General features: G+C 70.2%; 12 protein-coding genes. 4 read left to right on the forward strand and 8 right to left on the reverse strand.

Annotated elements, in window-relative coordinates; genetic code table 11:
* Positions 1–38 precede the first annotated feature (38 nt).
* From QO015_RS06660 to QO015_RS06690, 7 genes are all read right to left on the reverse strand, one after another.
* Complete coding sequence (locus QO015_RS06660) at positions 39–743, reverse strand: energy-coupling factor ABC transporter ATP-binding protein (protein ID WP_266280647.1); 705 nt, start codon at positions 741–743, stop codon at positions 39–41.
* Positions 740–1,453 carry a cobalt ECF transporter T component CbiQ gene (gene cbiQ, locus QO015_RS06665; RefSeq protein ID WP_266280644.1) on the reverse strand — a complete coding sequence of 238 codons (714 nt, stop codon included), beginning with the start codon at positions 1,451–1,453 and terminating at the stop codon, positions 740–742. The genes QO015_RS06660 and cbiQ overlap by 4 nt, the downstream gene beginning before the upstream one ends.
* Positions 1,450–2,037: a NikL family nickel/cobalt ECF transporter subunit gene (locus tag QO015_RS06670; RefSeq protein ID WP_266280642.1), complete on the reverse strand. Its 588-nt coding sequence runs from the start codon at positions 2,035–2,037 to the stop codon at positions 1,450–1,452. The genes cbiQ and QO015_RS06670 overlap by 4 nt, the downstream gene beginning before the upstream one ends.
* Complete coding sequence (gene cbiM / locus QO015_RS06675) at positions 2,034–2,648, reverse strand: cobalt transporter CbiM (RefSeq protein ID WP_266280639.1); 615 nt, start codon at positions 2,646–2,648, stop codon at positions 2,034–2,036. The genes QO015_RS06670 and cbiM overlap by 4 nt, the downstream gene beginning before the upstream one ends.
* Positions 2,649–2,655: 7 nt before the next feature.
* Positions 2,656–3,432, reverse strand: a complete 777-nt coding sequence (locus tag QO015_RS06680) for a DUF4198 domain-containing protein (RefSeq protein ID WP_266280636.1) — start codon at positions 3,430–3,432, stop codon at positions 2,656–2,658.
* A gap of 117 nt (positions 3,433–3,549) precedes the next feature.
* Positions 3,550–6,000 (reverse strand): YbcC family protein, encoded by a 2,451-nt coding sequence (locus QO015_RS06685; protein ID WP_266280634.1) that lies wholly within the window; start codon positions 5,998–6,000, stop codon positions 3,550–3,552.
* 17 nt (positions 6,001–6,017) lie between these two features.
* Positions 6,018–7,595, reverse strand: a complete 1,578-nt coding sequence (locus QO015_RS06690; protein ID WP_266280632.1) for a proton-conducting transporter transmembrane domain-containing protein — start codon at positions 7,593–7,595, stop codon at positions 6,018–6,020.
* A 101-nt stretch (positions 7,596–7,696) separates the two neighbouring features.
* On the opposite strand from QO015_RS06690, the gene QO015_RS06695 reads away from it, so the two are divergent.
* Positions 7,697–8,599, forward strand: coding sequence for a LysR family transcriptional regulator (locus QO015_RS06695; RefSeq protein ID WP_266280631.1), 903 nt, complete (start codon positions 7,697–7,699; stop codon positions 8,597–8,599).
* A gap of 24 nt (positions 8,600–8,623) precedes the next feature.
* On the opposite strand, the gene QO015_RS06700 is transcribed toward QO015_RS06695, so the two are convergent.
* Entirely contained in the window at positions 8,624–9,469 is an 846-nt protein-coding gene (locus tag QO015_RS06700) for a hypothetical protein (RefSeq protein ID WP_266280629.1), read from the reverse strand.
* Positions 9,470–9,549: 80 nt separating this feature from the next.
* Here QO015_RS06700 and QO015_RS06705 point away from each other — a divergent pair, with 80 nt between their 5' ends.
* From QO015_RS06705 to dxs, 3 genes are all read left to right on the forward strand, one after another.
* On the forward strand, positions 9,550–10,359 hold the full coding sequence (locus QO015_RS06705; RefSeq protein WP_266280627.1) for an SDR family NAD(P)-dependent oxidoreductase: 810 nt from the start codon (positions 9,550–9,552) through the stop codon (positions 10,357–10,359).
* Positions 10,356–10,961, forward strand: a complete 606-nt coding sequence (locus QO015_RS06710; protein WP_266280625.1) for a TetR/AcrR family transcriptional regulator — start codon at positions 10,356–10,358, stop codon at positions 10,959–10,961. Before QO015_RS06705 ends, QO015_RS06710 begins: the two co-directional genes overlap by 4 nt.
* A 145-nt stretch (positions 10,962–11,106) precedes the next feature.
* Positions 11,107–13,029: a 1-deoxy-D-xylulose-5-phosphate synthase gene (gene dxs / locus QO015_RS06715; protein ID WP_266280622.1), complete on the forward strand. Its 1,923-nt coding sequence runs from the start codon at positions 11,107–11,109 to the stop codon at positions 13,027–13,029.
* Positions 13,030–13,115 lie beyond the last annotated feature (86 nt).

Genomic DNA, 13,115 nt, shown 5'->3' on the forward strand with positions numbered 1-13,115 from the left:
TCGTCCTTGGGCGGCCGCCCCGAGGCCGATCCGCCGCTCTAGGATCCGACATGGATATGGCGGTGGCGGTGCGTGTGGGCGTGATCGTGGATTTCGGCAGGGAGCAGCCGCCCGTCACGCACGACCATCGCGCGCGTCGCGAGGTCGGCGACGAAATCGGCATCATGCGAGACCAGGATCATTGCTCCGGGAAAGTCGCGCAGCGCCTTGCGCAGCCGCTCGCCATTGACGGCGTCGACGCCGTTGGTCGGCTCGTCGAGCATGAGCATGTCAGGCTCCATGGCGAAGAGGCCGGCGAGGCAGACGAGCCGCTTCTCGCCGCCGGAGAGACGGTGGCTGATGCGGTCGGCGAGATCGGCGATGCCGAGCCTTGCGAGCGCAGCCTCGGCCATCGACCGCGCGGCGGCCGGACCGTGGCCGAGATTGAGCGGCCCGAAGGAGACATCCTCGATCACGGTCGGGCAGAAGAGCTGGTCGTCGCTGTCCTGAAAGAGAAAGCCGATCCTCGGGCGCAGCCTCGCAAAGTGCCGCTCCGTGCGGCACTCCTCCCCGAACAGGCGGATGCTGCCGCCGCCGCTCGCCTCAAGGCCGAGAATGGTGCGCAGCAGCGTCGTCTTGCCCGCCCCGTTCGGTCCGATGAGGGCCAGACGCTCGCCTTGCGCGAGGTCGAGATGGACGTCGGAGAGGACCGACCGGCCCTTACGGCCGACGGAAAGGCCGGAGAGTTCGATGAGCTTCGTCATAGCCGGTCGACCGCCAGCAGGAGGAGACCCGTCGCGGAGACGGCGGCGGCGGCGGTCCAGTCGCGGAACGCCGGAGGCGCGAAGGTCGCATAGGGATAGCGGCCCGAATAGCCGCGGCAGCGCATCGCTTCCGTCACGCGCTCGGCGCGGTCGAGAGCACGGACCAGAACCATGCCGACGAGATGGCCGTAGCTGCGCCATGTATGGCGGTTCGAGCGGGGCCGGAAGCCGCGCGCCCGCATCGATTCGCGCAGCCGCATCGTCTCGGCGCGGACGAGCTCGACATACCGCGCCGTCATCACGAGCAGCCGGTTGAACCGCTCCGGCACATGCAGCGCATGCAGCGTCGCTCCGAGCCGGGCCGGCTCCATGGAGCCGACGAGCACGGCGAGGAGCAGCACCGAGGCCGAGACCTTGAGCGCGATCAGCGCTGCGAGCGCGAGGCCGTCGGCGCTCACCGCGAGCGGACCCACCCGGGCGATGGCCGGGCCGGGCATCGTCAGCGGCAGCATGATGAAGAGGAGAAGCATGTAGCCCTCGACATGCAGCAGGCGCCGGACGAGCGGCCAACCCGGCCGCTGCAGGATGGCCAGAAACGCCGCGAGGCCGAACGCCGTGAGCGCCGCCTGAAGGCCGTGAAGCTGCGCGACCGCCGCGATCGCGATCAGGCTGGCGACGAGGCCGAGGCGGGGATCGTCGATGACGGTCATCGCCTGCGTCCCCGCGCCCAGAGACCGATGCCGGCGAGACCGATGATGAGGAAGACGCCGGAGAGGATGTCGGCGAAGCGGAGGCGCGAATCCATGAGCTCGATCCGCTCCTGGAGAGGCTCCGTTCCCCGCTCGACGGCGGCGGCGACGAGCGCCGCGAGGCGGGCGTCCTCGGTCATGCGAGGGGCGGCGGGTGCGGGCCGCGCCGGGGTCGGCGCCTCGCCGGCATCGGCGGCGCCGATCGTGCGGGCTGCGAGCGTCGCCGAGGCGATGTGCGCCTCATGGGTGTCCACGGTTACCGTTACGTCGCTGGAAGATGTGGCCGGCAGATCGAAGGCCAAGCGGCCTTCGGCGTCGGTCGTCCCGCTCGCGATCTCGGCGCCTGCGGCGTCCTTCGCGACCCAGGCGCTGCCCTCGGGCCGACCGCCGCCGATGAAGAAGGCATAGCCATGGACGGACCGCCCTTCCACCGCTGCGAAGACCTTGAGCTTGTGGGCCTCCGCCGGGAGCGCAAGCGACAGGAACACCGCGAGGACAAGGAGAGGTCGCGCCCAAACCGCGCGCAGCCTGCGCGGCACGATCATGCGGGCACCGGCCGCAGCGCATCCGGCTGCACCCGCGCAAGAAACGACACGACGGCCACGGTGACAAGGGCCTCGCCGATCATCAGCGGCAGATAGGTGGCGATCAGGACGCGGGCGACCGGCGTGTAGCTCGATGACGAAAGGGCGAGCGACAGCGCCACGAGGCCGCCGGTCCCGGCGACCGACAGGGCGCCGAGCAGTGCCGCCAGCGCGCCGCGCGCCATGGCTCCGGTGCTGGCACGGATCGCAGGGCCGAGAAGCGCCGCGGCCACGAAGCCCGGCAGCGCGATGTTGACCGTGTTGACGCCGAGCGTGGTCAGCCCGCCGAAGCCGAACAGCAGCGCCTGCAGCAGCAGCATGACGAGAACGGCCGGAAAGACGGCCGCGCCCAGCATGAGCCCCATCAGGCCGCTGAGCAGGAGATGCACGCTCGACGGGCCGACGGGGACCGAGATGAGCGAGACGACGAACACTGCCGCCGCCAGCACGCCGGCGCGCGGGATCAGCCGATCGTCGAGCAGCCTGAGGCCGAGCGCGACGCCGGCTGCCGCGATCACCGTGCCGCCGACCAGCACCGGACCGGAAAGGACGCCGTCGGGGATATGCGCCATCGCCGCCCTACCGGGAAACCGGCATGTCGGTCGCCTTCACCCAGATGAGTGCGCCCTCCTCGACCGGAACCTCCTTGCCGTCCGGCGCTCGGCCGGGAGCATCGCCTTCCGTCAGCGCCGCGAAGCCCCACCATCCCGCGCGCGGCATCGCATAGGAGAAGACACCGGCCGCGTCCGCCTTGAGGACCTGCGTGACGAAGGCGTCGTTGGGCGCCGCGACCGAACCGTCATTGACGAATTCGACCTCGATCTCGGCGAAGGGCACCGGCTCGCCGTTCCTGAGCACGACGCCGGAAAAGAGATTGCCGGTCCACAGACCGGTCGGCCGGGTCAGCGGCCGGATCTCCACGGGCAGGCCGACCAGGGCGTCCCACCCTTCGCCCGAGGCATAGCCGTCGACGAGGACTTTGGCGTAGTGGACGATCAGCTTGTTCTCGGCCGGCTCGAAATAGGGCTGTGGCTCGACATAGAAGATCGCCGCGCCCGGCTCGTCGATCGTTCTGGTCAGCGTCCATGCGGTCGCCTCGCCGATCGGCTTCGCGACGATCGACGGGGTGAGGTCGGTGCGCTTGCCCCCAGCGAGCACGCCGACCGCCACCGGACGCTTCATGTCCATGACCGGTCCACCCTCGAAGGGATGGGTGAACACCATGTCGAGCGTCACGCTCCCGCCTTCCGGCAGGACCTCCGCGGAGGGGATGATCTCCTGGAAATGCGCGAAGACGGGCGTAGCGCCGATGGCGACAAGGAAAGCAAGGCCAGTGGCCACGGCGCGACGGCTCATGGTCAGCTCCGAATTGGGGTATGAAAAACCAGACGATTGATCATACCGGCACGACGGCGCCGGGCAAGCCGCTTTTGCCCGGCGCGGGCACTTTCACTGACCGCGGAACGAAACTGCCTATACCGCCTGCCAGCCTGCCGCGGTCCGGCGCCGGCAGGTTTCGCCGTCGAGCGCCAGCATGTAGATCCAGCCGTTCTCGACCAGCGCACGAACCGGCTGGTGGGTGGCCAGAACGCGGTCGATCGCATCGGTCGGGGCGGCGATCACCGCGGTCAGCCGAAGCGGCTCGTGCACGAGCTCGCGACCGTCGGAGATGGATTGCAGCGGCAGGCCGACCCGAAGATCGCCGCCCGCGCCCTCGAAGACGCCGACGCCGCCGACGACATTATGCAGGACCTTGTCGCCGCTGCCGAAGACGCGATTGTCCACGGTCGAGGCGTAGTATTGCAGGTTGATCCAGCTCGCGACGACGAGGGGCGCGGTCAGGATGAGTTCCAGCGTGCGGAAGCCGTCGTCCGTCCGCCAGTCATAGCTGTGCAGGAAGGCGCGGCCGCCGAGGTCGAGCCCGCGCGTCAGCACGCGCGGCGCGGCGATGAACGCGGCGCAGCCCGCGAGGCCCCATTCCGGGCGCATTTCACTCCAGTCGCGCGCCCGGACCATCACCCGGCTCTCGACCGACACGTCCCCCTCGAGGCCGAGTCGCGCCGCCCGCTCGATCCGCGCCGCCCTCCCCGCCTCCGCGAGTTGCGCCTTCAGCAAGGCGAGGTCCTTCGCATGGCTCGCCGGCAGCATCGCCCCGTCGAGGATCGAGACGAGGTCGGTGGTGGTGTCGTGCAGCGCCGCGACGAACAGCGTGTCCGCGGGAACCTCGATGCCCATGTCGCCGAGGCCGGCCCGGACGGTCGGATCGTTCAGGATCGCCGCCGCCACGCGGGCATTGACGTCGCCGGCATGTCCGCCGCAGGCGCCGCAGGCGAGGCCTGCCGCATGCGGATTGTTCCGCGTCGTCGCGCCATGCCCGACGAGGAGGACGAGCCGCGCGAGATTCTGCGTCAGCCCCATGGCGCGCAGGATCGCCGCGGCGCTCGCCAGCCGATCGGCCGCCGGGATGCCGGTGAGCCGCCCGTCCCTGTCCGATGGATCGAGCGCGGGCCTGCCCGACGCTGCCTCCGCGTCGCGGCGCCGGCCGAGGCGAAGGCTGTCCGCCACCAGCTTGCCGAGATAGCCGAGACCGGCCGCTTCCACGAAGGCGAAGGACGAGACGGCTGCGCCGCGGAAGCCCTGCACGACCCGCGACGCGTCCCGCCCGAGCCGCTGCGCGGCAGCAGCGGTCACTGACGACGGGACGCCTTCGCAGACCATGAAGCGGGGCTCGAGCAGCACTGGGCAGAGCGCCTCCCCCGACGTCTCCCCGGCAGCGACATGCTCGACGGCCACGCCGAAGAAGCCGGCGAAGCCGAGCGTCTCCACGTCAGGGGCGGCAGCTTCGAGCGCCCGCCGTATGACCTCGGAGCGGACATCGATGCAAAAGACCGCCTGCGCCGCCGGCCGGCCGCTCGCGGCGGACGACGCCGGCTGCATCAGCGCCGGCAGAAACCGCCGCTGCCAGGCATGTTCATAGGCGGCCTGAAGCAGGCAGTCGCCGGCCTCGGAGAGCGGGTCGGCCGGCGCCGCATAGGCGCAGCGGGCAGCGGCGAAGGCGCCGCGCACAAGAGAGTCGTCTCCGAGCCAGGCATGCAGCGCGACCTCGTGCGCCAGCCTGATCGCGAGAAGGTCGACCACGGTTTCGCCCGGCCGCCCCGCGCGTTCGCCCGACCAGTCGTGCCCCCGGGCGAAGGCGGCCCAGCCGCCGACGCTGCGCAGCAGCCGCTCGAAATAGGCCGGAAGCTGGGCGGGTGCGAGCGCCAGCCGCTCAACACCCTCGACGAGCATCGCGTCGCGATCGTCCGGCAGCGCGGCGACGGCCTCGCGGAAGCCTGCGATCCCCGCCACTTCAGGAGCGCGGTCGATCGCCGCCTCGGCCTTCCACGCCGCATAGAGCCCGGCGTAAGCGGGAATGCTGCGCCACGACGCCTGGCCACGGTCGAAATGGCGGGCGGCAAAGCTGGAGATGCGCCCGACGACATGGCCGGACCAGTCGCGCCGCATCCGCCGGCCGGCGATATCGGCAAGCGTATCGAGCGGCGTCTCCCGCTCTCTCTCGCCGGAGACGGCAAGGGCGGCCAGCCTGCCCGCGTCGAAGAGCCGGGCGCTGGACGGGGGTGCAAGCGCGAGCGCCGCCGAGAGATCGGCCATGTCCATGCGGCCATCGGCCAGGGCGGCGGCATAGAAGGCACGCGGCATGGTGGTCCGCGCTCCGGCGGTGCGGGCGAGCGCGGCGGCCGCTTCGACGAAGCGGTGATCGGCGAGGCCGAGATAGGGATTGACCGCGACGAAGCTGTCGAGCGGCCAGAGCGGAGCGATGCGGCGCGCCGCCGACCGCGCCGCATCGAGGACGGTCGCGGTGTCGAGCGTATCGGCGGGCGTGATGGCGATCGCCGAGGCGGCGTGACTGGGAAGGGCGTCCATGGCGGGCTCCGTTCGGATCAGGACGGGAGATTGGGCTGCGCCTTGGCCATGAAGCGGTCGGCGAAAGCGTCGAGATAGAGGCCGTTGGCAAGATGAATGCGGGCCGCGCGCCCGGCGGGCGTCGCGATCCAGCGATGCGCCGTGAGCTGCAACAGGGCCAGCAGCGCGAAGCTCGCGAAGGCGAGGATGAGGATCGCTTCTGCGACGGCGCCCTGCAGTGAGGCGACGGGCAGTTCGGCCGCGAAGAGATGGTTCGCCCCCGCATGGAGCAGGGCATAGGCGAGGCTCGCGGCGAGCGCCGTTCCGAGGGCGGCGACGAGGCTCCCCACCCCGTCGCGCCCCTCGGCCGCCGGAAGAGCGAGCAGCGCGAGGCCGAGCCCGAAGATGCCGGCGAGCGTGAGCGACGCAGGATCGGCCGCGATCGGCAGCAGCAGCCACGCGACTGCCGCCACAAGAGCGACGGCCGCGCCCACAAGCGCAACGCGCCACGCTGGAGACCTTGCATCGCGTCCGCCGGCTTGCGTCCGCGCGGTGGCGCGGATCGCAGCCACGGCTGTCCCGGAAGAGAGGAAGGCATGCGCCTTGTAGAGCGAATGGGCGAGGATATGCAGGAGCGCGATCGAGAAGGCGCCGATGCCGCACTGGAAGAGCATGAAACCCATCTGCGCGATCGTCGACCAGGCCAACTGGATCTTCACGGCGGGCTGGGTGAGCATGACGGCACTGGCGAAAAGGGCCGTGAAGCCGCCGACGAGCGCGAGGAGATGCAAGGCTGGCGGCGCCAGCAGCATCACGTCGGCCAAACGCAGCACCAGGAATCCGCCGGCATTGATGATGCCGGCATGCAGCAGCGCCGAGACGGGCGTCGGGGTCTCGACGATCTCCGGCAGCCAGCCATGGCTCGGGAACTGCGCCGACTTCAGCATGGCGGCGAGGGCGAGAAGGATCGCCGCCGCGACCAGCGCGGTGTCGGTCGCGCCGGGCGGAGCCGCCTTCGCCGCCTCCGCGATAGCGGCGATATCGGCGGTTCCGAAGCGGAGCCAGATGACCGCGAGCGACGCCGCGAGGGCGAGATCGGCAAGCCGCGCGACGAGGAACTTCTTCCGCGCCGCGATCACCGCCTTGGGACGGTTCGGATAGAACAGGAGCAGGCGGTGTAGCGCGAGGCTGGTCGCCACGAAGGCGAGTAGGAGCTGCACGAGGTTGCCCGCGATCACCAGTGCCATGACGGCGGCGAGCGTCAGCGCCAGACCGCCGGCGAAGCGCGGCTGTCCGGGATCGCCGGCCAGATAGTTGCGGCTGAAGCGCAGCACGACGAGACCGACCACCGCGACCAGCAGCAGCATCGAGACCGACAGGGCATCGATGCGGGCGGACAGGCCGAGGCCGGCGACGCCGATCAGCGGGCTCGTCTGCCTGCCACCGAGGAGCAGCTCGAGAAGCGTCGCGAGCGCCACGACGAGCGCGGCGACGCCGCTCGCCTCGGCGAAGCGCTGCACGCGGCGGGGATCGTCTGGATGCCGTCCGGCATGGACCGCCGCGGCGAGCATGACGAGCGGGGCGAGGTAGGGGATGAAGGCCTGGAAAGCCGGCATGGCGAGCGCTCCCTTGAGTTGCGCGGGACCATAGCCTTGGGCATATGTTCTTCTAAATTGATTGTTTGGAACGGATCGTTCCATAAAAGAGAACGCATCGCATGTCCGGCCTCAACTACAATCACCTCCGCTACTTCTGGGCCGTCGCGCATGACGGCAATCTCACGCGCACAGCCGATCGGCTCGGGGTTTCGCAATCGGCGCTGTCGGTGCAGATCCGCAAGCTCGAGGACCGGATCGGTCATGCGCTGTTCGAGCGGCGCGGCAAGCAGTTGCTGCTGACCGAGGCCGGCCACATCGCGCTCGACCATGCCGATGCCATCTTCGCGGCCGGCGACGAGCTTCTCGGCACGTTGCGCGAGCGGTCGGGCGGCCGGCGGCAGGTGCTGCGGGTCGGGTCTCTCGCGACGCTGTCGCGCAATTTCCAGACCGGGTTCCTGAGGCCGCTGCTCGGGCGCGACGATGTCGAGATCGTGCTGCGCTCCGGCTCGGCCGGCGACCTGCTGCAGGCGCTCGAAGCGCATCGGCTCGATGTCGTGCTGGTCAATCTGGCGCCGATGCGCGACGCGGCGACGCCGTGGATCGCCCATCCCATCGCCGAGCAGCCCGTCAGCCTCATGGGGACGCCCGAGCGCGTCGGCGGATCGCGCGACGTCGCGGCGCTGCTCGCAAGCGGGCCGCTGGTTCTTCCGACGCCCGAGAGCAGCATCCGCGGCGGCGTCGATGCGCTGCTCGACCGGCTGGGCATCCGCCCGCGCATCGCGGCGGAGGTGGACGACATGGCGATGATGCGTCTTCTGACACGCGAAGGCGTCGGCCTCGCCGCCGTGCCGCCGATCGTCGTTCAGGACGAACTCGCGAGCGGCATGCTCGAGGAGGTCGGCACCCTGCCGGGGATCAGCGAAACCTTCTGCGCGCTGACGCTGTCGCGGCGTTTCCCCAACCCGCTGCTGCGCGCGCTGCTCGCGCCGCATCCAAGCGGCGGTGAAACGACCGGGCAGTGAGCAGTGCCGCGTGATCGCGCTCCGTCAGGGGATCGTCTGTCCCTCGGCGACCGACGCCCGGCGCGGAGGGTGGCCGAGAAGAGCACGGCCCCAGTCAGGCAGCGCGACGCCGCGCGCCACGAGCCTTGCCGAAGCGAGGACGACGAGGACGTACAGTGCCGAGGCGACGAGGATCGCGGCGCCGGCCGCGGCGGCTGGCAGCAGAAGGTCCAGCACCAGCCCCGCGAGCGGCAGTGCCTGCATCGCATGGGTACCGAGGAAATGCGGGATCCGCCGATCCGCGACCGACAGCGACCAGCCGGTCAGCGGCATGCGCATCTCGTCGGCGGGCGGCTTTCCGACATGGCGCGACAGCGCGGCGCCGATCGGAAAGGCGGTGAGGAAGGTCAAGACCGTGCCGCCGACGAGCCCGATGACGGTCCCCATCCATGTCGCGGGCCCGAGGGCTGGCGCGCCTCCGACGACGACGGCGAGACCGACGGCGCCCGCCGCCAGCGTGATCACGACGGCGCCGAACGCCATGCCGGCATAGAGCGCCGCGGCGAGGCGGGTCGCAACGTTGAAATGCGAGCGCTCGCCCCGCGCGGCGCGGAAGACGATGTAGGCCATCTCATAGAGCGTGGCCGCTGCCGCGGCGGAGGCGACGATGGTCAGCGGCAGGCTGCCGGACACCGCGGGCGCAAGCGCCGCCGTGACGAGCGCCAGCGTCAGGAAGTGGATGGCCAGCGAGATCGAGAACTTGATCGGCTTCGCCCAGACATTGCCGCCGTCCAGCCGTCGGCGGTCGAGGAAGGGCAGTGGTATCAGGAGAGCGGCGAGGACCGCCATGGAGGTGGCCAGCAGCCACCAGATTGCGAGCGCGTCGATCATGCCTGAGCCTCCGAGACCGAGTAGACAGTGTCTACATTGCGGTGTAGACACTGTCTACATCCCAAGCGGAGCGAAATCCGATGTCTCATCCTGCGGAAGCCTTCCTGCGACTCTACGGCCCGGCCGCGCTCGTGACCGGCGCCAGCAACGGCATCGGCCGTGCTATCGCCTCCGCCCTCGCTTCATACGGTCTCGACCTCGTGATGGTTGCGCGGAACGAGACGGCGCTCGGCGAACTCGCCGACGACCTCGCCGCCCGGCACGGCATCGCCGTGACCGTCATCGCGGCCGATCTCTCCGCGCCCGGCGCGGCAGGCGCGATCCTCGGCCATCCGTCCGTCGACCGGGTCGGCCTTCTCGTGGCCGCAGCCGGCTTCGGATCGGCGGGGCGCTTCGACACGCTGCCGCTCGCCGACGAGCTCGCGATGGTCGACGTCAACTGCCGCGCCGTGGTCGCGCTCGCGCATGGCATGGCGCCGCGTCTGGTCGCGCGCGGACAAGGCGGCATGATTATCTTCGCGTCCCTGGTCGGATGGCAGGGCGCGCCTTTCGCCGCGACCTATGCCGCGACCAAGGCGTTCGTGCAGTCCTTCGGCGAGGCGCTCCATCGCGAACTGCGGCCGGCGGGCGTCGATGTGCTCGTCGCCGCCCCCGGCCCCGTCGCCACGGGGTTCGGCAACCGGGCCGGCATGGCGCTCACCATGACGGATACGGCCGACATCGTCGCGGCCGATATCCTCCGCGCGCTCGGGAAACGCGGTCAGGTGACACCCGGCCGTGTCGGACGGCTGTTGACGATGGCGCTCTGGCCTTTGCCGCGGACGCTTCGGGTCGGCATCATGGGCCGTATCATGAAGGGCATGGTTCAAGGCAAGGCAGGCATTCCGTGACCGTCGCGGCGGTCCGCTCGACGACGCTGAGGGATGCATGCGTCACCGAAGCACTCGCGATCATTGCCGATGAGGGCCTCGAGCATCTCAGCCTGCGGGAGGTCGCGCGCCGGCTCGGCGTGTCGCATGGCGCGCCGTATCGCCATTTCGAGAGCCGCGATCATCTGCTGGCGGCGGTGGTCGCGCGTTGCTACGACGCCTTCGCCCGCCATCTCGACGCGCGGCCCGAGGGCGGCGACGCCGATGCCGATCTCTGGTCCATGGGCGTCGCCTATCTCGACTATGCGCTGCGCGAGCCGCTCAGCTACCAGTTGATGTTCTCGACGCGCCTGCCGCCGCCCGAGGACCATCCGGCGATGCTGGCGAGCGCGGACCATGCCTTCGGCCTGCTCAGGAGCGCGCTGCGCCGACGCGCGCCTTCGCGGAGCGAGGCGGAGATCGACGCGGACGCGCTGTTCGTCTGGTCGAGCCTGCACGGCCTCGCCGGAACGCTGAAATCCGACATCGTCGGAGGCCTCGCCCTGGCGCCCGAGACGATCGGCGACGCCGGCGCGCACATGTTGCGGCGGATCGGCGAGGCGCTCGGCCCCGCCGAAACCTGATGGCGCGACGACCGAAAGGCGCCTGCGCCCGGCGAATGGCGGCCGTTCATTGCACGGTGTGCGAGGAACCCGCCTCGGCGAGGCTGCGTTGCGACTTCCGACGCGCTCGTGTAACCGTGTCGAACGCAAACCATATCGGCTCGCAATGACCGGCAAGCTCGACACGCCTCTTCTCGACAGCGTCGCCACTCCTCACGACCTGCGCAAGCTCCCCGAGACCGCCCTGGCCCAGCTCGCCGACGAGTTGCGCGCCGAGACGATCAATGCCGTCTCGGTGACAGGCGGCCATCTCGGCGCCGGGCTCGGCGTGGTCGAGCTGACCGTCGCGCTGCACTACGTCTTCGATACGCCCAACGACCGCATCGTCTGGGATGTCGGACACCAGGCCTATCCGCACAAGATCCTGACCGGCCGGCGCAAGCGCATCCGCACCCTGCGCCAGGGCGGCGGCCTTTCCGGCTTCACGCGCCGCGCCGAAAGCCCCTACGACCCCTTCGGCGCCGCCCATTCCTCGACCTCGATTTCGGCCGGCCTTGGCATGGCGGTGGCGCGCGATCTTGCGCAGCGCGACAATGCCGTCGTCTGCGTGATCGGCGACGGCGCGATGTCGGCCGGCATGGCCTATGAGGCGATGAACAATGCCGGCGCGCTGCGCTCGCGCCTGATCGTCATCCTCAACGACAACGACATGTCGATCGCCCCGCCGGTCGGGGCCATGTCGGCCTATCTCGCCCGCCTCGTCTCCGGCCGTGCCTATCGGTCGATCCGCGAGGCCGCCAAGCAGCTCGCGAGCCACCTGCCCCGCTTCTTCCACGACAAGGCCAAGCGCACCGAGGAATATGCGCGCGGCTTCTGGACCGGCGGAACGCTGTTCGAGGAGCTCGGCTTCTACTATGTCGGCCCGATCGACGGGCACAATCTCGACCATCTGCTGCCCGTCTTGCGCAATCTGCGCGACGCGCCGGACGGACCGATCCTGCTGCATGTCGTCACGCAGAAGGGCAAGGGCTACGCCCCGGCCGAGGCTGCGCCCGACAAGTATCACGGCGTCAACCGCTTCGACGTGATCACCGGCAAGCAGGCCAAGGCGACGCCGAATGCGCCGAGCTATACCCGCGTCTTCGCCGAGAGCCTCGTCAAGGAAGCCGAGCGCGACGACAAGGTGGTGGCGATCACCGCGGCCATGCCCTCCGGCACCGGTCTCGACCTGTTCGGACAGGCGTTCCCGACCCGCACCTTCGATGTCGGCATCGCCGAGCAGCATGCCGTGACATTCGCGGCCGGCCTCGCCGCCGAAGGCTACAAGCCGTTCTGCGCGATCTACTCGACCTTCCTGCAGCGCGGCTATGACCAGGTCGTGCACGACGTCGCCATCCAGAAGCTGCCGGTCCGCTTCGCCATCGACCGTGCCGGCTATGTCGGTGCCGACGGCCCGACGCATGCCGGCTCGTTCGACACGACGTTCCTCGCCAGCCTTCCCGGCATGGTGGTCATGGCGCCGGCCGACGAGGCCGAACTCGTGCACATGATCGCCACGGCCGTCGCCATCGACGACGCGCCCTCCTCCTTCCGCTATCCGCGCGGCGAAGGCGTCGGCATCGAGCTGCCGCAGCGCGGCGAGGTTCTGCCGATCGGCCGCGGCCGCGTGCTGCGCGAGGGCTCCAAGGTCGCCATCCTCTCCTTCGGAACGCGGCTCGCCGACGCGCTGAAGGCGGCCGAGGAACTCGAGACCTATGGCCTGCCGGCCACCGTCGCCGACGCCCGATTCGCGAAGCCCCTCGACCGCGACCTCATTCTCAACCTCGCGCGCAACCACGAGGTCATGATCACGATCGAGGAAGGCGCCATCGGCGGCTTCGGCAGTCAGGTGCTGGCGCTGCTGGCCGGGGCCGGCGCGCTCGATCGCGGCCTGCGCATCCGCACGCTGACCATGCCCGATGCCTTCATCGAGCAGGACAAGCCCGAGTTGCTCATCGCCAACAGCGGCCTCGATTCACGCGGCATCGTCGCCACGGTCTTCGAGGCGCTGGGCCGCGAGAGCGAGGCCGCCGCGATCCGCCGCGCCTGATTTCCGGCGCAAGCCCCGGAAGCGGTTGCGAGACCACTTCTCCGCCTCGCCGCGATCCGCTACGTCCTTGTAGGACAAGCGGAGGA

The organism is Kaistia geumhonensis, from assembly GCF_030815145.1.
Taxonomy (GTDB): Bacteria; Pseudomonadota; Alphaproteobacteria; order Rhizobiales; family Kaistiaceae; genus Kaistia; species Kaistia geumhonensis.